Source organism: Pseudomonas sp. CFBP 8772 (assembly GCF_014841665.1).
Lineage (GTDB): Bacteria > Pseudomonadota > Gammaproteobacteria > Pseudomonadales > Pseudomonadaceae > Aquipseudomonas > Aquipseudomonas graminis_B.
On sequence record NZ_JACYUI010000008.1, the window covers coordinates 254,006 to 274,798 of the forward strand.

The window sequence follows — 20,793 nt, forward strand, 5'->3', positions numbered from 1 at the left end:
CCGGACTGACCATGGCTCGCTTCTACGACGCTCGCGGCAATATCTACGCGGTGGTTGCTCCCGATGCCCTGCGCACCCTCGGCGTCCCTCTGCCCCAGTCACCGATAGAAGCCGCCACTGGCCGCCACACCTGGACCGCTCAAGCCGTCGCGGCGATCTGTGACTGGCCCGCTGGCCAGCGTCCACCGGGGAGCAAATCTCACCGCTCGGACGGTCTTCTGGTCGGCCCGTTTCAGGACACCGCGCCGTTCGACCTATTGATCGTCAACACCGACGGCACCCTCGCTGAACGCAGCGGCAACGGCCTGACCATCTTCGCTCAATCACTCAAAGACTCAGCCCTTGGCACCGACAGCGCGCCATTCAGCCTGCGCGTTCATCACGACAATGCTGACATGCCCAGCCCCGTAGCAACCCAGGCGGTTTCTGCAACCGTCGACGGCGTGAACGGGTTCTGGCTGGACATCGGCGCCCCCACTTTCGGCCCACAGGCGGTGGGCGCGACAGGAGCCGGTGTCGGTAAGGCGATGCTCAATGAGCGGGAGATTAACCGGGTCGAGCGTATAGCGGCGTTGCACCCCGCATGGCAGACCAGCGTGTTCGTCAGGGTGGGCAACCCCCATTGCGTCACGCTGGTGGCGGATGTGGATGATCTGCCCGGCTTCGCAAACCTTCACCAAACCGAGTTGAACGCCGCCCTGACCCGCATCGCCTTCGTCGCCGGCGAATCAGGGAGCGGCGACCCCTGCCCTGGCGGAGTCAATCTGCAATGGGCCGCGCGTTCGGGGCCAAACCGCATCACAGCGCGGGTGTTTGAACGGGGCGAAGGCCCGACGGCGTCATCGGGCACCAGCGCCAGCGCGGTCGCGTCGGCAGCGTGGTTCTGCGGCTGGGTCCAAGCGGGTCTGGTGGACGTGGTGATGCCCGGCGGCACCGCACCGTTGCGCCTGATCGAGCGCGACGGGCAGTTGCAGCAGGTGCAGTTATTCGGGACGGCGCGAGTCAAGGCCTGACGCTGACCTACTCCCCAATGTCCTCATTCCACAGCTCGGGCTTGTCCGCGATGAACTGCTTCATCAGTCCGACGCACGTCTTGTCGTGCAGCACATTCACGTCCACGCCACGGGACTTGAGCAATTCCTCCTCACCCATGAACGTCTCGTGTTCGCCGACGATGATTTTGCGGATGCCGTACAGCAGGATCGCGCCACTGCACATCGCGCAGGGCGACAGGGTCGTGTAAAGCGTGGCTTCGCGATAAACGCGGGCGGGCTGGCGACCGGCGTTTTCGAAGGCGTCCATCTCGCCGTGCTTGATGGCGCTGCCTTCCTGGACGCGACGATTGTGGCCACGGCCGATGATCTTGCCGTCGTGGACGATGACCGAGCCGATGGGAACACCGCCTTCGTCCAGGCCCTTCTGCGCTTCATCAATGGCCGCTTGCATGAACGGGTCCATGGTCTCTCCTTTCCTTCGTGACGGGGATGATCGAAAAAACGCTTCATAAAAAAGCGCGCTCAAGGCTTGGCTTTTTTCAATGCGTTGTCCAGCGCGGTGGACACGTAAACCTTGAGCAGCTCGCTGGAGCGGTCCTTCATGTCAGCGCCGACATCGCGCTGCTTGTTGCGGAATTTGTTGGCGACGTCCGGCGCCGGGTCTGCGGCGTCCAGTGCCTTCAGCTCTTCAGGGCTAAAGGATGCGGCGTAGGCGGCCGCGAGGTTTCGGTCCCATTCCTGCTGATACTGCGGCTGCAGGCTTTGCAGTTCGTCCTGCACGATTTCCTGGGCCTTGGTGCGGCCGACGGTCTCGACGATCGTGGCGAAGGTCACCGTGTGGGACGCGACCTGATAACCCAGCCAGCCCAGGCTTTCGCCCAGATGCCGCTCCTGCACGAAGGTCAGCGCGGAATCCCCGGCCACGGGTGCGGGAGCGGGGGCGGTTTCGCCGGCCAATGCCACGCTCTGCAGGGCCATCACCGCCACTAAAGTCAGCCCGAGTGACGCCTTCATCATCGTCATTGCTGTCGATCTGCAATATTCCATGTCCTCTCCCGGCGACTTTTTATCGGTGATCAACGCTTTGATTGTCTGCTGGACGCTAACAGTTGAGGGGCGAGATATCCATCGGTGAGCGATCTCTGGCCGAACGATGCATACCTTGTGGGACCGGTTTTAGCCGGGAAGAGGCCAGCGCGTACGCCGTGAGTTCTGCATTGAAATGCCTGACGCCTTCCCGGCTGAAGCCGGTCCTACGGGAATTGCGTATCTTGTGATTCTGCTGAACGACCCAGCGCCCATTGCTGCGCGGTCATGCGGTAAATTCTCACGCCCTGCCGGTGATACTGGCTGTGAACGAACCCGCCGAACCCGAGCTTCTGAATCACTTTAACCGACGCGAAATTGGCCGGTTGAACGATGGCGATCAGCGACGGCACCTGCAGCTCTTCAAAACCATAAGCCAGAGCGCTGCGCGCCGCTTCAGTGCCCAGGCCTTTCCCCCAGAACCCGGTGGCGAGCCGATAGCCGATCTCGATCTCGTCCTTCCCATCGACCCGCTCGGCATTGAGACCGCAGAAGCCGGCCAGGGTTGAGGTGGATTTTTCCACCACCGCCCACGGACCGAAGCCGCGCTCACGGTAGGAAATCCGGCACCAGTCGATGAACTCCCCTGTCGCCTTTTCCGACAACACGCCCGCCACCGAATGACGCATCACCTCGGCATCGCCCAGAATCTGCGCCAGCGCCGGGGTGTCGTCAGGGGTGAGTTCGCGCAGGATCAGGCGTTCGGTATGAAGGGGAAGGCATAAAGGGTTCATGAAGCGTGACTCGTACATGAACAGGGTTGCCTGTGGGACAAGCGGCAGCCCGCTTGCCCACAGCTTGAAGGGAAAGCGCTTACAGGCCGGCTTTCACCTTGCTGGCCACCTCAGCTGGCACCCAGGAAGACCAGACTTCCGGGTGATCCTTCAAGAAGCTTTTCGCCACAACGCTGGGCTCCTGGCGCTTCTCGCTCATCTCGCCCAAAGTCTTGTTCAACTGGTCGATGGGCAGGTCCACCTTCTCGAAGAAGCTCACCAGATCCGGGTACTGCTGACGGAACGGTTCCGACACGCCAATGGCCAGGTGCGCAGCGAGGGAGCTGGAGCCGATCGGGTTGGGATTGCTGGCGTCGGCGAGGGTTTTCCAGGCGGCTTCGTTGAATGGCGGCTCTTCCAGCTTGATAAGCTTGAAGCGACCCAGCAGCGGCGTCGGCGACCAGTAATAGAACAACACCGGCTTGCCGCGGCGGATCGACGATGCGACTTCAGCATCCAGCGCCGCACCCGATCCGGTACGGAAGTTCACGTAGCTGTCGTTGAGCTTGTAGGCCTTGAGCTTCTGGGTGTTGACGATCTCCGAGGTCCAGCCGGTCGGGCTGTTGAGGAAGCGGCCCTTGTCCGGGGATTCCGGGTCCTTGAACACGTCTTTGTATTTGGGCAGGTCCGACACCGATTTCAGGTCAGGGGCCAGCGGTTTGATGCCGCGCTCCGGGTCGCCCTTGATGACGAATTCCGGCACCCACCAGCCTTCGGTTGCGCCTTTGACGATGTTGCCCAGGCCGTGGACCTTGCCTTCGGCTTCCGCCTTGACCCACGCAGGACTGCGGCCCGCCCACTCTTCGCCGATCACCTGAATGTCGTTCTTCGCCAGTGCCGCTTCGAGACTGACCGTACTGCCCGGCAGGGTGTCAGTGGGATAGCCGTAGCCTTTTTCCACGATGGTGCGCAGGATTTCGGTGATCAGGCTGCCGCTCTCCCAAGTGATGTCGCCGAAATGAATCGGCGCGGTTTTTTCTGCGCCGTACGCCGAGCCCGTCAGGGCAGCCAGTGCCAGCAGCGAGCCGCCCAGCAGTTTTTTGATTGGTGTCATGGATGTCTCTCGTCGCTCGGGGATGGGAGGAGCTCAATCGGTTTGGCACAGTTGGCCGGGCACAGCACACGCTTTATTCCAGACAAGCGCGGCGGCAACAGGTTTCAGCCTGATCCATGTAGTCGCTCACCGAACGCTGCGAAATGCCCAGCTGCGCGGCAATTTCAGGATAGGTCAGCCCGCCGCGACGGGAGAGCACAAAGGTTGATTTGATCTTGGCAGGCAGGCGGTCAAGGCGGCGATCCAGACGGTCAAGGATTTGCAGCGTAGCGGCGTGGCTTTCTGCGGATGCGCACGGAACAGCATCTTCCAGGGCCAATCCCTCCAGATAATCGCGCTCCTGATCACGCCGCCGCCAGCGCTCATACACCCGTCGCTGGGCAATGGTAGTCAGCAGCGCGCGTGGGTCGCGAATCGGCACAACGTTGGGCGAGGCCAGCAGTTGCAGGAAGGTTTCGGACGCAACGTCTTCAGCGCTCTGCTCGGAGTCGAGCAGCCGACGCAGGCGCAGGCATAGCCACGAGTGGTGCTGCACAAATAATTCGCCGAGGTAGTGGCGATGCATCATATCGGCGCCAGCCATAAGACATCCCCTGCCCTGAAATTTTTATCATCGGGACCTTCCGAGTGGGCATGCTAGCAAGCGCGGTTATGCAGTAAAAATACTTAAAAGTGTTCTTTATAGACCATTGGGGCATAACTAGAGCGAAGCCAGGCCTTGTGATACCGCCTGCAGCCGGTAATCCAGCAACACCTGATAATCCTCCACGCTCGCAGACATCACCTCGCTGATCGCCAACACGTGGGCGACATCGGGGAGTTCAGTCAGCGCCTGATTCATTGCCTCGCGGATGACATCAGCCTCGGCGCCGAGGCGCGTGATGTACGGCAGGCACGGCCCCTCCGCCGTTCGAGCAATCACTTTCACGCCGGCGACCTCCTCGCTACCGTCGCGCGCCAGATAATCGAAGGTCACGCTGTCGATGGCGGCCAGATTGCCGTCACCCGCTTTGATCGCAGCGAGGCTGCTGCGGTGGCCGCCGGTGAGCGTCACATCAGCAAAGAACGCCCCGTTTTGTTGAAGCGGCGCCAGGGCGTGGCGGAACAGGTTCATGCCGGAATTGGAATCCCGTGAATTGAGCAGGCCATGACTGCCCCTGAATTCGACGAGTGCCTGACGCGGATCGTCCTCGCGGGCGATCAACAGGCTGCAGTGGTTGCCATTGGCGCTGTGGGGCAGCTGATAAACAGGCCGCCCGACCACCTGTACCTTGCCCTGCAATTCAGTCATCAGCGGATAACCGCAGGTTTGCGTCAGCAGCAACTGCGGCGACAGCCAGAGCGCCTTCAGCTCCAGGTCTTGAGCATCGAGACGCTGCACGCCGAGGATGTCCAGCACACGGCTCAGCCACTGTTCCTGCGCCTGCCGAATGCGCGGCGGCGCGACATACATCAACAGTTCAGCGAAGCCTTGGGGCATGTTCGGTGTTCCTCATCAGACCTGGGGTTTCAGACATAGGGTTTCAAACATGGGGATGTTGCGGGCTGTCGATAGGATTGAAGCTGTGGCGACGAAAGAGTTCCGCGTAACCGGCCACCAGAAAACCGCCGCTGCGTGCCAGCCATTGCTCGCGCCGCGCCCGATACACGACGGGCATGTGATACCACGACAAGCCAGGCAAGTCGTGGTGGACGAGGTGCAGATTCAGATTCAGGAACAGCCAGGCCCATGGCCACGACGCCTCATTGATGACAGTGCGCTCTTGGGGTCGCTCGCCAGGACGGTGCTCGTAATAGGAGCGAACCATCGACACCGCCAGCGCCGGCACGCTGCAAAAAATCACGTAATGCAGGGCCGAGATCGCGGCGTAATGCTCGATGAATAGGAACATCAGCACCAGCAATCCACCATGGGTCGACCACATCGCCCAAGCCTGACGCTCGCCACGCAGCAATCGACGGGTTTCGCCGACGATCAGACTGCTCAGCGCCAACGGCACGCCAAACACCAGACGCCCGGGCGGTGTCTTGTCGAGCCAGCGCAGCGCACGCATCAGCATGCCGGTCTGCTTCCATTCCAACTGGCTTAGGTAGCGGCTTTCCGGGTCGCGACCGGGAACGGTGAGGTCTTCATCGCAGTGGTGCTGCATATGGGTGTCGCGATACAGCGTGTACGGGTACCAGACCGCGAATGGCGCGTAACCGAGCACCTTGTTCAGTCGCAACGAACGTGTCGGGTGGCCGTGCAGCACCTCATGTTGCACCGACATCCACAGCACCAGCATCGGGACCATCAACAGCGTGGTCGGCCAAACGCCCAGCTGCGGGCTGGCAACCAGCAACGTCGGCCAGCCTGCGAATACGCCGATCAGCAGTAACCAGGTCGGCCATTCCGTGCGGCCTGTAAAGCTTGCACGCAGGCGCTTGATCTCTTCGCGCTGCGCGTCGTCCAGATAGTGGGGCATTGCCGGTTCCTGCATTCGGGCTGATAACCGGTTGTGCAACGACGCAGGAAAAACTTGTAGATCGATTGGTTATGACGGTAGAACGATGCGCTGAATCCACCCTCAAGCCGACGCCTGCCGCACATGCCCGACATCCAGTTTTCAACCCTTCCCGACGTGCAGCGCCCGTTGCTGGAGAAGTTCTACCGCGCCCATCGGTCGTCCATGCGCGCCAGGGGCGAGGCGCAGGTGTGGGTGGCGCGCCAGCCATGCATTATCGGCGCCCTGTGCCTGACGCCGGTCGCTGGCGGGCACTGGTTGACCGGGCTGTTTATCGCGCCAGCCGAGCGCGGGCGAGGTGTCGCGGCGGGCTTGATCGCGGCCGCGCTGACGTCGGTTGAAGGCAATGTCTGGTTGTTCTGTGAGCCTGAACTCGGCGGGTTCTATCAGCGACTCGGCTTCACGGGGGTTGAGGATCTGCCTCAGGAACTGGCCGCACGGCTGGCGCGTTATCGACAGACCAAATCGTTGATCTCGCTTGTTCGATGTGCCGATTGATCGGCGGATGATGCTGGCAGGCTTAGAACCTTTCCTGCGGTGGACCAAACCAAACGTGCCATCCGAGGCCCGGCCTCGCGTGCTAGCCTCGCCGGTCATTTCTCGATCAAGCAGGATGCACATGAACCCGGCGCTTATGGTTTTCTCTCTCTGGGCACTTTCGGCGACGGGCCTGGCAGCGGCGGCAACTGCTGCACCTGAATCCACCGTCAGCCACGAGCAGTTCGCGACCGTCCTCAGCGGCGACTGGCGCGTGCCGCAAAATACGGCCCGCGATCAATACCGTCACCCCGAGCAAACCCTGACATTTTTTGACCTGCGCCCTGATCAGACGATTATCGAAATCACGCCGGGCAACGGCTGGTACAGCGAACTGCTGGCGCCGCTGCTCAGAGATAAAGGCCATTACGTGGCAGCCATCGTCGACCCTGCCACCAGCGATGACGCGAAAAAATCCGCCGACAGCCTGAAGCAGAAATACGCGGCCGACCCAGCGCATTACGGCAAGGTCGAGGTCGTGGCCTACGCGCCCCGGGTGCCGGTCTTCGGTAAGCCAGGCTCAGCCGACACGGTGCTGACCTTCCGCAACGTGCACAACTGGGTCGATGCCGGCAACGAAGCGACGACGTTCAAAGCGTTTTACGAGGTATTGAAACCGGGCGGGACGCTGGGCGTGGTCGACCACCGGGCCAAACCCGGCACCACGGCCAGGGACAACGCACAAAACGGATACCTGCCGACGGATTACGTGATCGAACTGGCGCAGAACGCGGGCTTCACGCTGGCTGGCCAGAGCGAAATCAATGCCAACCCCAAGGACACCAAAGACTACCCCGACGGCGTCTGGACACTGCCGCCGGCGTTGGTCAAAGGTGAGCAGGACAAGACGAAGTTTCTGGCGATCGGCGAGTCCGACCGCATGACGCTGCGGTTCATCAAGCCAGCGAAATAATATGAGCTGCCGAGAGTCTCGGCGGAATGTGCTCGCCTTGATAACGCTGAAGAACCTGTGGGAGCGAGGTTATTTACGATGCCGCTGCAAAACCTGTGGGAGTGAGCTTGCTCACGAAAGCGCTCGCTCAGCCGCCGGATGTTTAGCGGATGTACCGGGCTCTTCGTGAGCGCTCACTCCCGGATAGGTACTCATCTGCCCCAAGATTTTGTGAAATTCCGAAGCGTTAATCGTCCGCGTTCGGGTCCATCCCCGGGAACAGCACTTCGATGAATCCAAAGCGGCTGAAGTCGGTAATGCGTGACGGGTACAACCGGCCTATCAGGTGATCACACTCGTGCTGGACGACCCGCGCATGAAAACCACGGGCTTCACGCTGGATGAGCTTGCCGTCCGGGTCGAAACCCTCGTAGCGGATATGCTCGTAGCGATCGACCACGCCACGAAGGCCCGGCACCGACAGGCAGCCTTCCCAGCCCTCTTCCAGGGTTTGCTCCAGCGGGGTAATCAGCGGATTGAGGAGGATGGTCTGGGGGACCGCCTCGGCATCCGGATAACGATCGCTGCTCTCGAAACCGAAGATCACCAACTGCAGGTCAATGCCGATCTGCGGCGCGGCCAGGCCGACACCGCCGACGCTTTCCATGGTTTCGAACATGTCCTCGATGAGTGTCTTCAGCTCACGGGAGCCGAACATCGACTCGGGGACAGGTGGCGCGATGCGCAGCAAGCGCTCGTCGCCCATTTTCAGAATTTCGCGAATCATTGCGGGCCCTCTGCAACGGGCAGAGGCGCCATCAGAGGGCGCCGTCTGCCTTGAGCGTTATCAGAACTTGTCGGTCTTGAGCACCGGCGGCGTTGGCGTGTAGTCATGGTCATGGGTGTGATCGCGGCCGAGACCCGAGACGTGCTGCTTGAGGTGCACCGTATTAAAATCGGCCGTGCCATCGCGCTCGCCTTCTTCCTTCTCACCCTTCTCCTTGCCTTCGGCGGACATGTGCTCGATCACCGCGTTCATCTCAGCGCCCAGCAATAACACCGCCGCCGAAATGTAGAAATACAGCAGCAACACGATGATCGCACCGATGCTGCCGTACATCGCGTTGTAGTCGGCGAAGGTCTTGACGTAGTAGGCAAAGCCCAGCGACGCGACGATCCACACCACGACCGCGAGCACTGAGCCCGGGGTAATGAAGCGGAAGCTCTGCTTAACATCGGGCATGACGTAATACATGATCGCCACCGCGACCATCAGCAGGATGATGATCAGCGGCCAGCGCAGAACCGTCCACAGCGTGACGATGAAATCTTCCATGCCAATCTGCGCGGCGAGCCAGTTCATGACCACCGGGCCGGTGACCATCAGCGCGGCAACCGTGAGCAACATGCCGGCGATGCCGATGGTGTAGAACACCGACAGCGGGATGCGCTTCCAGGCCGGGCGCGCTTCGACCACGTCATACGCGGCGTTCATGGCGCTCATCATCAGCCGCACGCCAGCCGAGGCGGTCCATAGCGCGATGACGATACCGATCGACAGCAAACCGCCCTTGGACTGTTGCAGCTGGTCAATGACCGGGTTGACCTGGTCAAGGGCCTGGGGCGGCAGGACCAGTTCCGATTGCAGTCGCAGCCAGCTGAAAAAGTCCGGCAGGTGCAGGAAGCCGATCAGGGCAATGAGGAAGAGCAGGAACGGGAACAGCGAAAACAGCATCTGGTAGGCCAGTGCCGAGGCGTAGGTCGACATCTCGTCATCGAGAAACTCTTTGACCGTTCTGACCAACACTGTCTTGATGCTGAGCTGGCGCAAGTCCGGGAATATCATGGCGTCTCCTTTCGCGACACAGATGTAGCCGAAGCACGATTATTGATTCAAGCGTATCTACAAGCGGTATGCATACGAGCGGGCAATGGCGTTGAAATTCCGTCAGTTACCCGAACGGGCTGGCTTTTTACAGGGTGCCCGGGGTGTTGGCTACATTTGATGTGTTTCAGGCGGTCGGTGACGCAAATGATAACGGCCATCAGAGGATGGCCGTTACGGTGTCGCAAATCAGGTCGCCTGGAGCCATTGGGCTCAGGGCGCAAGGGATTTAGACCTTGTCGACGCCTTTTTTCACAGCGTCTTTGGCTTCGCCAACAGTCTGTTGGGCTTCGCCCTTGATTTCTTGCGCTTTGCCTTCGGCACGCAGTTTGTCGTTGTCGGTCACTTTGCCGACGCCCTGCTTGACGTTGCCTACTGCTTCGTTAGCCATGCCTTTGACTTTATCGCCGGTGCTGCTCATAGGGTTCACTCCAGGGTGGAAATAGGATGTCATTAACTCGACACTAGAACTGACCGGAACGGTGAATCAGAGGTTCAATTAATTCGCGACTGGATTGATTGGGCGTCGTAGGCTTGGGTTTTTAATGCGTCTGGGGGATATGTGGTTTGCTTAGGTCCTGCCTAACGGCAGAACGTTTCGCCTTCGGCGAGTTACTTGGAAAAGCACCCCAAGTAACCAAGGGTGCTTGCTCCTGGCTAGGTTCCTCCTCCGTCGGAATACCCTCACTCCGACGACGCTCCGTGGGCCCGCGCCGAACGGACATCCATGTCCTGACGGCGCTCTCGCCGCATCCATGCGGCTCGGCCCACTGCGCATCGTCTGCGTTCGGCCTGCGCCCAAGTCGCGCTTGGTGGTGTCTGGACTTTATGCGTACGAAGATCAAGAGCAGCTCAAAAGCGCGTTAAGCAGATCAAGGGCTTCCCGGCTGAAGCCGGTCCTACAGCGGGCGGCGCCGGTGCCACTGGCTGCGAGCGTTGCTTTTAGTAGGACCGGCTTTAGCCGGGAAGAGGCCCGTTCAGGCGCTGACATTTGATCGTTCCCACGCTCCGCGCGGGAATGCAGCCCGGGGCGCTCCGCGTCCCTGTCGAAGACCGCGAATCGCGCCGGCCAATTTTGCCTTTATGTTTCCCCGAGAACCCCGGAGAATGCGCGACCGAACCGGCGGCGCTCAGGGCGTCGGGCCAGGTTGACGAGACCGTGATCCAGGAATGTTATGAAACTCGATAAGCAGCAGGCCATTGCGCGCCGTAATGAACAGCTCGGCGGCGCCGTCCTCGGCACCAATAACACGCACTTCGCCGTGCTCGACCCCAAGCGCAATATCTGGTGGTTTGATTTGCCCATGAGCCGTCTGGCAGTGGGTCAGTACGAGTGGCTGCATCTGCTTCTGCACACGCCTAGCACGGATGAGTTGATTCACCTGAAGGTGACGACCAAGTTCCTGCGCGATCAAAAAGACGCGGTGGTGGTTCGCAATGAAGGCAAGCGCAAGTCCACCGTGAGCCTGGAGCTCTCGGCTGACAAGGATTCGTACTTGAAGGACATGCGCCCGAACGGCGCGAACCTGAGCTTCGCCAGCTTCGTGCAGAAATGATCAACCCGCGTTAATCTGACGAGTGCAGCGCCAATCACCCGGCGCTGCACTCGAGTATCACGTCAGACCAATTCGATACGGTCGGCGTGAATGACGATCTGGCCCTGCTTGTACAGTGCGCCGATCGCTTTCTTGAAGTTGCCCTTGCTGACGCCGAACAGGTTGCTGATGACCTGCGGATCGCTCTTGTCGCTGACAGGCAATACGCCGTTGTTGTCACGCAACTTGCCGAGGATCTGCGCGTTGAGGCTGCTGGCAAGCTGTTCGCCCACTGGCTGCAGGCTCAGGCTGATGTTGCCGTCGCTGCGCACTTCCTTGATGAAGCCTTTTTCCTGTTTGCCCGAACGCAGGAACTTGAACACCTCGTTCTTGTGAATCAAGCCCCAGTGCTTATTGTTGATGATCGCCTTGAAACCCATCGCGGTTTCTTCCGCCACCAGCAAGTCCACTTCCTGCCCGACAGCATAGTTAACGGGCACCTTGTCCAGATACCGATCCAGACGCGTGGTCGCGGTGATGCGGCGCGTGTGCTTGTCGAGGTAGACATGCACCACGCAGTAATCGCCGGCCTTCAGCGGCTGCTTTTCTTCCGAGTACGGCAGCAGCAGATCTTTGGGCAGCCCCCAATCCAGAAAGATGCCGATGCTGTTGACTTCAACCACTTTGAGGCTGGCAAATTCACCCACCTGAACCTTGGGTTTTTCCGTGGTCGCGATTAACTTGTCATCGCTGTCCAGATAAATAAAGACGTTGAGCCAGTCTTCATCTTCGCTGGGAATATCTTTGGGGATATATCGATTGGGCAGCAGAATTTCGCCATCTTGTGCCCCGTCCAGATATAAACCGAAGTTGGTGTGTTTCACCACTTGCAAACTGTTGTAGCGCCCGACTAAAGCCATGTGCAGATACCCTCGTTACGTGGGCGGCATTCTACCCGAATTCCGGCGGGCGTTCCGGATCGGCCTCTGGCGTCGGCTGCCTGCTTTGAAAATCAAGGGGTTGATGAACGTCACCGCGCAGACGGTGCCGGGCTCAAGCCATTCGTCAGGTCGTTGAATCTGGCAGCAGCCATGAAGGCTGGTCGAACACCACGGAACGCCCGATTGAACATCGCAATTAAAACAGTCAGTTAGCGGCTAATGTCGAAGAATATGTCTGCACCACCGCGCGAGCAACAGCCCTCCCCTCATCGGATAATACCCAAGCAATTTCCGGCCAATTCCGATAGGATGGCCGGCCGTATTAAATTTATATAGGTCAATTGCAGCCATGCGTGTAAAAGCATCCAACTCGAAAGCCAAGCCAGCTCCTGCCGTTGAGACCAGCGATTCGATCAACGCGCAAATTGCAGCTTTCCTGAAATCCGGTGGCGAGATCCAGCAGATCGCCAAAGGTGTCAGCGGCCAGACCTTCGGCCCATCCAAGCAGATCTCCCTCGGCAAAAAGTAAATTTTCTCCCGCCTTCGCGGTCGACATCCAGGCGCTTTGATCACAAGGCGCCAGGTCCATCGCTCCTCGCTGCACAACGCTCTGCTTTACTCTCTTGTCACATGACGCACCGAGCTGCCTGTCAATGGCGCCGCGCATGATATGGCAACAGAACGGACGATGCCCTGAACTGCTGAAGTCTCTGCGGAAACCGATATGAACAAACGGATGATCATCGGCGCCCTGCTAAGCCTCGGGCTGACCGGTTGTGCGACCCACGGATGTGACACCTCGGTGGCGGGCAGCCCATGCCGCGCCGACTATCTGCTGTACCAGAACGACATGCTCCAGGCCAAGCTGCTGATCAACGAGCGCCGCGCTGAAAACGACGAGCTCGCCAGCGCCCTGCTGGCACGGGCGGCGCGCGAAGACACGTCCGGCGAGGCGGAGTTTTATCAAGCGATCCTGCTCTTGCGTCAGAACGCCAGCCCGAAACAGGTTGATGCCAAGCTCGATGACTCCGCCGACCGCAACTACCCGCTGGCCATCGCCCTGCAGGCGCAACGGGCCGGAACGGAGGATCAGGACAAGGCCCGCGCCTATCGCGCCAGGTACGAAAAACTGGATGTCGCCACCAGCGGTTATCCTTCTTTCCCCCAGGCGTTGATCGTCGTCAACCAGCTGATTTCCACCGCGAACTGATCGCAACGTTCAGCCCATCTGCATCGAATCGACCAATGGTCGCGAGATATCGCCAATCGGCGGTATCCTTGCGACGCTCTAGATCGCGGTTCTTGTCGGGCCATTCGCCGTCAGCATAGATACCTTCGACCCACTCCTCCGAAACCTGAAAGGAGTGAAGCATGCCTTATGCTCGCTGTTTCAACCGTTGGACCGGTGCGGTGTTTGCCTGCGCCGCCTTCATGCATCACGCCGCCAGCGCTCAGGTCATCGAGCGGGAGCTGGGCGACTTCAGCCTCAAGCTCGGCACCACCCCCAGCCGCACCATGGCCCAGGGCCTGGTGACGCCGAGCGGTGCCGATTCCAAATTCCATGGCGGACTCGACCTGACCCACGAAAGCGGCTTCTACTTCGGGCAATGGTCCCCCAGCACCGGGCTGGCGCCCGATACCTCGCTGGAAGTCGACTCCTACATGGGGTTCAAGAAGCCCTTCGACAAAACCCTCGGTTATGAGCTTGGCGTCATTCGCTACAGCTACCCGAACACCGATCAGCTCGACAGCCACGAGCTGTACGCCGGCTTCCGCATTTTCGACAGCCGTATCGGCACCGCCTTCAGCACTGACGCCGGTCGCCAGGACAGCACCCTGTTCCTAGACCTCGGCGACATGATTCCGCTGGGCTTGGACCTGCGCATGCAGTACGGCAACCACCAGCTCGACTCACCCACGATCATCGACGGCGGCGGTGTGGTCAATGCCTACAGCGACTGGTCCTTCAACGTATCGCGCCCGGTGCTGGGCATGGACATGAACCTGATGTACAGCGGTTCGAGCCTGACCGGCGCCGATTGCAGCGCCTACAGCGGGCACAACACGCAGTGCGAAAGCACCGTCACGCTGAAGGTCGTCCGCTCGTTTTTCTGATGGGTTGAACCGCTGTGACCTGACTTGCTCTATAACGGGGAGACGAACCGGCGAGGAGCTGTCATGGGCATTGTGTTGAAGACCTTTATTTCGCTGTGGCTGAGCCTGACGCTGCTGGCGGGGTGCAGTCAGATTGGTCTGACGTATCGACATCTGGACTTCATCATCCCCTGGTCGCTCAACGACTACCTGGACATGAATGCGTCGCAGAAAGACTGGCTCGATGAGCGCTTGAAAGAGCACTTGAGCTGGCACTGCACCACCCAGATTCCCGGTTACCTCGACTGGCTGGACCGTCTGCAAGGGATGGTCGAAAACAACCAGGTCAATCAAGAGCAGCTCAAAGCACGCACCGCCGAAGCGCGGCAGGCCATCGCTACCCTCTCCAAAGAAATCACGCCCTCGGCGGTCGAGCTGCTGCGTCAGCTGGACGATCAGCAAGTGGGCGAAATGCAGGCGGCCTTCGCCAAGGACCTGCGCAAGCATGAGGATGAGTTCGTCGACCAGCCGCTGGACAAGCAGATCAGTGAACGCGCTCAACGCATGGAGAAACGTCTGACGCCGTGGATGGGCAAACTGAATGCCGCGCAGCAGGCGCGGGTGATGCAATGGTCGACCTCGCTGGGCGAGCAGAACCGGCTGTGGATCGACAACCGCGCGCACTGGCAGTCACTGCTGCTGGCGGCCGTGAAACAGCGCAAGACCGCCGATTTCGATCAGAAGATTGCCAGCCTCCTGCAGGACCGCCAGACCTTCTGGACGCCCGAATACCGAGCAGCCTATGACCATACCGAGCAGGCAGCGATTTCTCTGATTGCGGACCTGATGGCGCAAAGTACGGTTGATCAACGGCAGAAGTTGCTGGCGAAGATCGCCGACGTGCGCAAGGACTTCACGGATTTGAGTTGCTACAAGAGCATGAAAAAAGCGTCCTGATCAGGACGCTTTCAGCATCAGGCGATTTGCGCCTTGGAGGCCACCTCATCAAAGGTCGCCTCATCCAGCGCATCGGCCTGATCGTTCAAGACCTGACGCGGATGGTCATTGCCCGGAATGCTGCTGTCGATCATCGCCAGCAGGCTTGCGCCTCGTGGGGTAAGGCTGGCGCCTTCGCCATTCCCGCCTGCACCGCTGGTGTGGGCGGCAATGAAACCACGTTCGAGCAACAGCGCTCTCAATTCTGCGGCATGGGTTTCTGACGCATCCTCGATTGCGACGCTGTTTTGTACGTGGTGCAGCAGACGCTCGATCAGGTCCCAGTCGTATCGTTTAGACATGTTTCAACCTCCAGTGGGCCAACAGGGCAATACCCGTGACGTCCGGTCATCGGGCTTGATGCTCAGTGGTTGTGACCCAGCGGAGGGCCAGCCGTTCAGCGGGCTGGCCGGGAGGCAGAAGGGGGTTATTCAGCGACTGGCGGACGCGTGACGCGCTTTTTCAGCGGCGCCATCCCGTCCTGGCTGACCAAAGGCTCGGCCTTCGGACGATTTACCGACTTGCGTTTGGTCGGGCCCTTGGCGACGGCTTTCTTTTTGTCGCCCTTCTTGTCACCTTTGCCATCGGTTTTTTTCTTCTTCACGCCGACAGCCTTGCCCGATGCCTTGACCTTCTTCGGCCCGGTGTAGGTGCCTTTGACTTCCTTGATCGTGCGGCGCTCGAACTTCTGCTTCAGGTAGCGCTCGATGCTGGACATCAGGTTCCAGTCACCGTGGGTGATCAGCGAGATCGCCAGCCCTTCGCCGCCGGCACGCCCAGTGCGGCCAATGCGGTGAACGTAGTCGTCGCCGGTGCGCGGCATGTCGAAGTTGATGACCATGTCCAGGCCGTCGACGTCCAGCCCACGGGCCGCGACGTCGGTCGCCACCAGGATCTTCACGCCGCCCTGCTTCAGACGATCGATCGCCAGCTTGCGATCCTTCTGGTCTTTGTCGCCGTGCAGCACGAACGCCTTGTACTCGAGCGCCACGAGACGACCGTAGATGCGGTCGGCCATGGCGCGCGTGTTGGTGAAGATGATGGCTTTCTGGTAGGTCTCGTTGGCCAGCAGCCAGTTGAGGACCTGCTCTTTGTGTACGTTGTGGTCGGCGGTGATGATCTGCTGACGGGTGCCCGGAGCCAGTTCGCTGACACTGTTGACCTGCAGGTGCTGCGGGTCTTTCAGGACTTTGCCGATCATTTCGCGCAGGCCCGAACCACCGGTGGTGGCCGAGAACAGCATGGTCTGCTCACGATTGGCACATTCGCCGGCCAGACGCTCGACGTCTTCGGCAAAGCCCATGTCGAGCATGCGGTCGGCTTCGTCGAGAACCAGCAACTCAACCTGCTTGAGGTCGAGGTTGCCGGCGTTGAGTTGCTCCAGCAGGCGGCCCGGCGTGCCGATCAGGATGTCCGGGACCTTGCGCAGCATCGCGGCCTGGACCTTGAAGTCTTCGCCCCCGGTGATAAGGCCGGCCTTGATGAAGGTGAACTGGGAGAAACGCTCCACTTCCTTGAGCGTCTGCTGGGCCAGCTCGCGGGTCGGCAGCAGGATCACGGCGCGGATGTCGACGCGAACCTTGGCCGGGCCCATCAGGCGATTGAGCATCGGTAATACGAACGCGGCAGTCTTGCCGCTGCCGGTCTGCGCCGTCACCCGTAGATCGTGTCCTTCCAGCGCCAGCGGAATGGCCGCTGTTTGCACAGGCGTAGGCTCGACGAAATTGAGTTCGGCCACGGCTTTTAGCAGGCGTTCGTGCAGGGCGAATTGGGAGAACACGGGTGTTACCTCGGCGTAATACAAAAAAACAGTCGCATAGGGTACCGGTTTAAGCCGGATTCGCCGAGTCTCTTTAGCTCAAAGGGCCTATTTTGTTACCGGATTTGGCCTACCCTGCCCTCGCTTCCCTATCAATGCTCTAATCGCGCCCCCCATTTCTGATCAGGAGATCCAGCGCCCATGGACACCCACTCGCTTTGGCTACGCGCCCAGGAAATCTGGACGCTACTGGAAAACCAGCCAATGCTGCGCACGATCACCGGATTGCTGTTACTGCTCGTCGCTGCTTTCGCCCTCGGGCGGCTGGCGCGGTGGGTGATCCTCTACGCCATGAAAGCCCTGAGTCGCCAGCCATCGCTGTTCTGGCTCAATGACTTTCTGCACAACAAAGTCTTCCACCGACTGGCCCAGGTCACGCCCTCGGTGGTCATTCAATTCGGGCTCAATCTGGTCCCGAACCTCAGCAATCCCGCCAATCATGTGCTCGGCAATATCGCGCTGGCGTTCACCATCCTCTTCCTCATGCTCACCGTCGGCGCGCTGCTCAACGCGTTGCTGGACATCTACGCGCGCACCGAACACGCCCGCACCCGCTCGATCAAGGGCTACGTGCAGCTGACGAAAATGATCCTGTACGTGTTCGCCGGGATCATCATCGTCGCCACGTTGATCGACCGATCGCCGTTGTTGCTGCTTTCCGGCCTCGGCGCGATGTCGGCGGTGATTCTGCTGGTCTATAAAGACACCCTGCTGTCCTTCGTTGCCAGCGTGCAGCTGACCAGCAACGACATGCTGCGCGTCGGCGACTGGATCGAAATGCCACAGGTCGGCGCTGATGGCGACGTGGTGGACATCACTCTGCACACCGTCAAGGTGCAGAATTTCGACAAGACCATCGTCTCGATCCCCACCTGGCGCCTGATGTCCGAGTCGTTCAAGAACTGGCGCGGGATGCAGCAGTCCGGCGGACGCAGGATCAAGCGCAGCCTGTTCATCGACGCCAGCGGCGTGCGGTTCGTCTCCGATGAAGAAGAACAGAAGCTGACACAGGTTCGCTTGCTGACGGATTACATGGGCCGCAAAAAAGCCGAGCTCAGGGCGTGGAACGAGGCGCAGGGCAACGTCGCCGAAATGTCAGCCAATCGCCGCCGCATCACCAACATCGGCACGTTTCGCGCCTACGCGCTGGCGTATTTGAAAAGCCACGCCGACATCCACCCGGACATGACCTGCATGGTCCGCCAGATGGAAACCACGGCGCAGGGTGTGCCGCTGGAAATCTACTGCTTCACCCGCACCACCAGTTGGGGCGACTACGAGCGGATTCAGGGGGATATTTTCGATTATCTGCTGGCGGTGCTGCCGGAGTTTGGGCTGGGGGTTTATCAGCAGCCGAGTGGCGCGGATTTGCGGATGGGGTTGGCGAAGATGTCGTCGAATGAGAGTGTGCAATTATTAATGGCGTCCAAGCCTGAAGCGGCAACTGCCGTCAAAATTCCTCTGCGTGGGTCGGAACATTTATGAATCGAGTCCCCAACGCTTACCTCGGGGTATGGAAGCGGCGGTTGATCCAGCGCCGCTCAGGGCACACGGACAGCGAAACGGCGGTGTATTGGCTACAGACACCGCGACTGTTCGCAGACCTGCGAATCCCCAATAATCCGCTGCCCGCTTTGGCGCTTGAAGACCTCAGAGATGCTGAGCACCTGACGTTGAGCGAACAGCAAGGCTTCGCCGGCGTGACGCAGGTCGACGCCGACATTTGCCAATGGCATCGCAAGATGGATTATCAGCCGGTCAACGGTGATGAAGACATTGGGCGCATGCACTTTGAAACCAGCGATTGCCTCACCGAAACAGCGCTGGATAACAGCTACTACGAAATATGGGATCGGCTGCCTCGTTCAATTGGCGCATGCCGTGGGCAATGGTTGCAGGGGATAGATGACCCGGCGCGTCAGGGCTGTTTGCTGCTGGCGGGGGACTACTTTCTGTTCGCCGCGAGCCGTCCGGAGCCACTGCCATTGGGTACCGATTTAAGAGAGTTGCTCAGCCGATCCGCAAGCCGCGAACAAAGCGTCTCCCTGTTGGCTTGCGAGCTCTCGTTCGGCCAGCATCGAGCGGGTGAAGCGCCATGGAAAATCGAGTGCTCGACACTACCCGCGAACATAGGCGAGGTTCTGTTGCCAGCTTCAGTGGATCCTATGCCGCAGGTATCTTCGCAGATGAAGCTGTGTTGTCTTCAGTGGGCACGTTTAATCCGCCCGGGGGTTGGCGCTGCGCCCCAGATCCGTGACCACCCCGGAGGCGCTCATTTGAGAGCCACTCGGAAGTGGGCCAGCACCACGTCACTACCGTATGGAGATCCTTGTGTTTACCGACGAAGCATTTTCTATGGCTGCATCTGGATTAACCCTTCGGCGTCATTCAGGCGTCCTGGAAATACCCGTACATTACATGCGTGGCGGGACGTCGACCGGCATCGTGGTCTGGGAGGCGCTTCTGCCGCAGGACGAGTCCCTGCGCGCTGAACTCCTGCGACATTTGATGGGCGTCCCGCAGGCCGGTACCGAAAGAGGCAACCGCCAGATAACGGGGCTCGGGCGTGGACCCGCGACCAGCAACAAGGTGTTCCTGATGGGGGCCGAGCAGACAGCGAGCGGGGTACGCCTGATCAGTACGCTCGCGCAACTGGCCGGCGACCATGCGGGTATCGATTGGAGCGTCAACTGCGGGAACATGTCCAGCGCCCTGCCCTTGTGGGCGATCGATGCCGGTTTGTGCCAACTGCCACGGGGTCAGACCTGCGAAATCGAGATAAAGAACACCAACACGGGCGTGCTGACCATCGCGCGAATGAAATGCGATGAACATGGCCGTTTCGCCACCGCTGAAATTCCTGGAGTGACGGGCGCCTTTCCTAGCGTCGATCTGTTCCTGCAGTCGCCTGTCGGCAACAAGACCGGGGCGCTGCTACCCACTGGCGCGGTGATGGATTTCATTGCAGGGCATGAGGTGTCGTGCGTCGATGTGGCGGTGCCAATGGTCATCGCTCAGGCAAGCAGCTTCGGCAAAACGGGCCAAGAATCCATCGTCGAGCTTGAAGCCGACCTGCCCTTCATGGAAGCGCTGCGGGAGGTGTGGATTGAAGCGGGCTTGAAAATGCGTCTGCGCCGCAGGGACGGCGAATTGATGAGTCGTGCCGAAATCGAGCGCAGCGAAACCATTCCGAAAGTGTGCATCGTTGGCGCTCCTCGCAATGGGGGAAATATCGCGGTTCGTTACTTCACCCCCCAGACCGGGCATGCATCGATGGCCGTATCGGGCGGTTGCTGTCTGGCGGCAGCCTGCTTGATACCAGGCACTACCGCGCACCGGTTGGCGACGGGAATTGCTCCCTTAAGCACTGAGCTCGCAGATGTGGAGGTCAGTATCGAAAACCCCGCTGGGCGTTTGGACGCTACGGTGGTGGCTGCGCTGCAAGGCGGCGAAATCAACATAAGCAGCGCGGCCTACCGTCGGAGTGCACAGATCCTCATGCGAGGATATGTACCGCTTTACCGGGCCTCTGCCGAGCTCGCCAGCGCGCTGACCGAGCGTATGCCATCCAATGATGTGCCGACTGCCAGTTTGTTTAACGGAACTTGAATCCGAGATACATTTAATTCCCACTCAATTAACTAACCAACAAAAAGCCCGGCAATTGCCGGGCTTTTATTTT

At 60.0% G+C, this 20,793-nt stretch carries 24 protein-coding genes; 10 read left to right on the plus strand and 14 right to left on the minus strand.

Annotation, left to right across the window (positions count from 1 at the left end):
- The first annotated feature begins 11 nt into the window (after positions 1-11).
- The gene (locus tag IFT99_RS17855) at positions 12-1,013 is read left to right on the plus strand and encodes a diaminopimelate epimerase (protein WP_192133982.1); all 1,002 of its coding nucleotides are present in this window, start codon (positions 12-14) and stop codon (positions 1,011-1,013) included.
- A gap of 7 nt (positions 1,014-1,020) precedes the next feature.
- On the opposite strand, the gene IFT99_RS17860 is transcribed toward IFT99_RS17855, so the two are convergent.
- The 7 genes from IFT99_RS17860 to IFT99_RS17890 form a co-directional block, all read right to left on the minus strand.
- Positions 1,021-1,458 carry a nucleoside deaminase gene (locus IFT99_RS17860; protein WP_192133984.1) on the minus strand — a complete coding sequence of 146 codons (438 nt, stop codon included), beginning with the start codon at positions 1,456-1,458 and terminating at the stop codon, positions 1,021-1,023.
- A gap of 59 nt (positions 1,459-1,517) precedes the next feature.
- The gene (locus tag IFT99_RS17865; protein WP_192134069.1) at positions 1,518-2,018 is read right to left on the minus strand and encodes a hypothetical protein; all 501 of its coding nucleotides are present in this window, start codon (positions 2,016-2,018) and stop codon (positions 1,518-1,520) included.
- 230 nt (positions 2,019-2,248) lie between these two features.
- Positions 2,249-2,815 carry a GNAT family N-acetyltransferase gene (locus IFT99_RS17870; RefSeq protein ID WP_192133986.1) on the minus strand — a complete coding sequence of 189 codons (567 nt, stop codon included), beginning with the start codon at positions 2,813-2,815 and terminating at the stop codon, positions 2,249-2,251.
- A gap of 79 nt (positions 2,816-2,894) precedes the next feature.
- Entirely contained in the window at positions 2,895-3,908 is a 1,014-nt protein-coding gene (locus IFT99_RS17875) for an ABC transporter substrate-binding protein (RefSeq protein ID WP_192133988.1), read from the minus strand.
- A gap of 73 nt (positions 3,909-3,981) precedes the next feature.
- A complete protein-coding gene (locus IFT99_RS17880; protein WP_192133990.1) occupies positions 3,982-4,491 on the minus strand; it encodes a sigma-70 family RNA polymerase sigma factor in 510 nt (169 codons plus the stop codon).
- A gap of 117 nt (positions 4,492-4,608) precedes the next feature.
- Complete coding sequence (locus IFT99_RS17885; protein WP_192133992.1) at positions 4,609-5,388, minus strand: phosphate/phosphite/phosphonate ABC transporter substrate-binding protein; 780 nt, start codon at positions 5,386-5,388, stop codon at positions 4,609-4,611.
- Positions 5,389-5,431: 43 nt separating this feature from the next.
- The gene (locus IFT99_RS17890) at positions 5,432-6,373 is read right to left on the minus strand and encodes a fatty acid desaturase (protein WP_192133994.1); all 942 of its coding nucleotides are present in this window, start codon (positions 6,371-6,373) and stop codon (positions 5,432-5,434) included.
- 123 nt (positions 6,374-6,496) lie between these two features.
- Here IFT99_RS17890 and IFT99_RS17895 point away from each other — a divergent pair, with 123 nt between their 5' ends.
- A complete protein-coding gene (locus IFT99_RS17895) occupies positions 6,497-6,910 on the plus strand; it encodes a GNAT family N-acetyltransferase (protein ID WP_192133996.1) in 414 nt (137 codons plus the stop codon).
- A 121-nt stretch (positions 6,911-7,031) separates the two neighbouring features.
- Complete coding sequence (locus tag IFT99_RS17900; protein ID WP_192133998.1) at positions 7,032-7,862, plus strand: class I SAM-dependent methyltransferase; 831 nt, start codon at positions 7,032-7,034, stop codon at positions 7,860-7,862.
- Positions 7,863-8,088: 226 nt separating this feature from the next.
- On the opposite strand, the gene def is transcribed toward IFT99_RS17900, so the two are convergent.
- From def to IFT99_RS17915, 3 genes are all read right to left on the minus strand, one after another.
- Positions 8,089-8,628, minus strand: coding sequence for a peptide deformylase (def, locus tag IFT99_RS17905; RefSeq protein WP_192134000.1), 540 nt, complete (start codon positions 8,626-8,628; stop codon positions 8,089-8,091).
- Between the two features lie 60 nt (positions 8,629-8,688).
- Positions 8,689-9,687 (minus strand): YihY/virulence factor BrkB family protein, encoded by a 999-nt coding sequence (locus IFT99_RS17910; protein WP_065992702.1) that lies wholly within the window; start codon positions 9,685-9,687, stop codon positions 8,689-8,691.
- Between the two features lie 268 nt (positions 9,688-9,955).
- Positions 9,956-10,147 (minus strand): CsbD family protein, encoded by a 192-nt coding sequence (locus tag IFT99_RS17915; protein ID WP_065992700.1) that lies wholly within the window; start codon positions 10,145-10,147, stop codon positions 9,956-9,958.
- 754 nt (positions 10,148-10,901) lie between these two features.
- Here IFT99_RS17915 and IFT99_RS17920 point away from each other — a divergent pair.
- Entirely contained in the window at positions 10,902-11,282 is a 381-nt protein-coding gene (locus IFT99_RS17920) for a hypothetical protein (protein WP_065992698.1), read from the plus strand.
- A 62-nt stretch (positions 11,283-11,344) separates the two neighbouring features.
- Here IFT99_RS17920 and IFT99_RS17925 read toward each other — a convergent pair whose 3' ends face one another.
- Positions 11,345-12,181 carry a CvfB family protein gene (locus IFT99_RS17925; RefSeq protein ID WP_192134002.1) on the minus strand — a complete coding sequence of 279 codons (837 nt, stop codon included), beginning with the start codon at positions 12,179-12,181 and terminating at the stop codon, positions 11,345-11,347.
- Positions 12,182-12,551: 370 nt separating this feature from the next.
- Here IFT99_RS17925 and IFT99_RS17930 point away from each other — a divergent pair, with 370 nt between their 5' ends.
- The 4 genes from IFT99_RS17930 to IFT99_RS17945 all read left to right on the plus strand — a co-directional run bounded on the left by IFT99_RS17930 (position 12,552) and on the right by IFT99_RS17945 (position 15,253).
- Positions 12,552-12,731 carry a hypothetical protein gene (locus IFT99_RS17930; RefSeq protein ID WP_037012170.1) on the plus strand — a complete coding sequence of 60 codons (180 nt, stop codon included), beginning with the start codon at positions 12,552-12,554 and terminating at the stop codon, positions 12,729-12,731.
- Positions 12,732-12,926: 195 nt separating this feature from the next.
- Positions 12,927-13,412 (plus strand): hypothetical protein, encoded by a 486-nt coding sequence (locus tag IFT99_RS17935; RefSeq protein WP_192134004.1) that lies wholly within the window; start codon positions 12,927-12,929, stop codon positions 13,410-13,412.
- Positions 13,413-13,573: 161 nt separating this feature from the next.
- Positions 13,574-14,317 (plus strand): TorF family putative porin, encoded by a 744-nt coding sequence (locus tag IFT99_RS17940; RefSeq protein WP_083233260.1) that lies wholly within the window; start codon positions 13,574-13,576, stop codon positions 14,315-14,317.
- A 63-nt stretch (positions 14,318-14,380) separates the two neighbouring features.
- Positions 14,381-15,253: a DUF6279 family lipoprotein gene (locus IFT99_RS17945; protein ID WP_192134006.1), complete on the plus strand. Its 873-nt coding sequence runs from the start codon at positions 14,381-14,383 to the stop codon at positions 15,251-15,253.
- 17 nt (positions 15,254-15,270) lie between these two features.
- On the opposite strand, the gene IFT99_RS17950 is transcribed toward IFT99_RS17945, so the two are convergent.
- Positions 15,271-15,594, minus strand: a complete 324-nt coding sequence (locus tag IFT99_RS17950) for a hypothetical protein (RefSeq protein ID WP_065992690.1) — start codon at positions 15,592-15,594, stop codon at positions 15,271-15,273.
- Between the two features lie 125 nt (positions 15,595-15,719).
- Complete coding sequence (locus IFT99_RS17955; RefSeq protein WP_192134008.1) at positions 15,720-17,072, minus strand: DEAD/DEAH box helicase; 1,353 nt, start codon at positions 17,070-17,072, stop codon at positions 15,720-15,722.
- Positions 17,073-17,252: 180 nt separating this feature from the next.
- Here IFT99_RS17955 and IFT99_RS17960 point away from each other — a divergent pair, with 180 nt between their 5' ends.
- Entirely contained in the window at positions 17,253-18,596 is a 1,344-nt protein-coding gene (locus IFT99_RS17960) for a mechanosensitive ion channel family protein (RefSeq protein WP_192134010.1), read from the plus strand.
- A gap of 92 nt (positions 18,597-18,688) precedes the next feature.
- On the opposite strand, the gene IFT99_RS17965 is transcribed toward IFT99_RS17960, so the two are convergent.
- The gene (locus IFT99_RS17965; protein WP_192134012.1) at positions 18,689-18,901 is read right to left on the minus strand and encodes a hypothetical protein; all 213 of its coding nucleotides are present in this window, start codon (positions 18,899-18,901) and stop codon (positions 18,689-18,691) included.
- 541 nt (positions 18,902-19,442) lie between these two features.
- On the opposite strand from IFT99_RS17965, the gene IFT99_RS17970 reads away from it, so the two are divergent.
- On the plus strand, positions 19,443-20,720 hold the full coding sequence (locus IFT99_RS17970; protein ID WP_342214631.1) for a PrpF domain-containing protein: 1,278 nt from the start codon (positions 19,443-19,445) through the stop codon (positions 20,718-20,720).
- Positions 20,721-20,793 lie beyond the last annotated feature (73 nt).

Bases quoted from the DNA above. Each gene is read 5' to 3' on its own strand.
- IFT99_RS17865 (WP_192134069.1), bottom strand. From the start codon at position 2,018: ATGACGATGATGAAGGCGTCACTCGGGCTGACTTTAGTGGCGGTGATG.
- IFT99_RS17900 (WP_192133998.1), top strand. From the start codon at position 7,032: ATGAACCCGGCGCTTATGGTTTTCTCTCTCTGGGCACTTTCGGCGACG.
- IFT99_RS17885 (WP_192133992.1), bottom strand. From the start codon at position 5,388: ATGCCCCAAGGCTTCGCTGAACTGTTGATGTATGTCGCGCCGCCGCGC.
- IFT99_RS17935 (WP_192134004.1), top strand. From the start codon at position 12,927: ATGAACAAACGGATGATCATCGGCGCCCTGCTAAGCCTCGGGCTGACC.
- IFT99_RS17875 (WP_192133988.1), bottom strand. From the start codon at position 3,908: ATGACACCAATCAAAAAACTGCTGGGCGGCTCGCTGCTGGCACTGGCT.
- IFT99_RS17890 (WP_192133994.1), bottom strand. From the start codon at position 6,373: ATGCCCCACTATCTGGACGACGCGCAGCGCGAAGAGATCAAGCGCCTG.
- IFT99_RS17915 (WP_065992700.1), bottom strand. From the start codon at position 10,147: ATGAGCAGCACCGGCGATAAAGTCAAAGGCATGGCTAACGAAGCAGTA.
- IFT99_RS17940 (WP_083233260.1), top strand. From the start codon at position 13,574: ATGCCTTATGCTCGCTGTTTCAACCGTTGGACCGGTGCGGTGTTTGCC.
- IFT99_RS17880 (WP_192133990.1), bottom strand. From the start codon at position 4,491: ATGGCTGGCGCCGATATGATGCATCGCCACTACCTCGGCGAATTATTT.
- IFT99_RS17860 (WP_192133984.1), bottom strand. From the start codon at position 1,458: ATGGACCCGTTCATGCAAGCGGCCATTGATGAAGCGCAGAAGGGCCTG.
- IFT99_RS17925 (WP_192134002.1), bottom strand. From the start codon at position 12,181: ATGGCTTTAGTCGGGCGCTACAACAGTTTGCAAGTGGTGAAACACACC.
- IFT99_RS17910 (WP_065992702.1), bottom strand. From the start codon at position 9,687: ATGATATTCCCGGACTTGCGCCAGCTCAGCATCAAGACAGTGTTGGTC.
- IFT99_RS17855 (WP_192133982.1), top strand. From the start codon at position 12: ATGGCTCGCTTCTACGACGCTCGCGGCAATATCTACGCGGTGGTTGCT.
- IFT99_RS17895 (WP_192133996.1), top strand. From the start codon at position 6,497: ATGCCCGACATCCAGTTTTCAACCCTTCCCGACGTGCAGCGCCCGTTG.
- IFT99_RS17930 (WP_037012170.1), top strand. From the start codon at position 12,552: ATGCGTGTAAAAGCATCCAACTCGAAAGCCAAGCCAGCTCCTGCCGTT.
- IFT99_RS17960 (WP_192134010.1), top strand. From the start codon at position 17,253: ATGGACACCCACTCGCTTTGGCTACGCGCCCAGGAAATCTGGACGCTA.
- IFT99_RS17870 (WP_192133986.1), bottom strand. From the start codon at position 2,815: ATGAACCCTTTATGCCTTCCCCTTCATACCGAACGCCTGATCCTGCGC.
- IFT99_RS17945 (WP_192134006.1), top strand. From the start codon at position 14,381: ATGGGCATTGTGTTGAAGACCTTTATTTCGCTGTGGCTGAGCCTGACG.
- IFT99_RS17920 (WP_065992698.1), top strand. From the start codon at position 10,902: ATGAAACTCGATAAGCAGCAGGCCATTGCGCGCCGTAATGAACAGCTC.
- IFT99_RS17950 (WP_065992690.1), bottom strand. From the start codon at position 15,594: ATGTCTAAACGATACGACTGGGACCTGATCGAGCGTCTGCTGCACCAC.
- def (WP_192134000.1), bottom strand. From the start codon at position 8,628: ATGATTCGCGAAATTCTGAAAATGGGCGACGAGCGCTTGCTGCGCATC.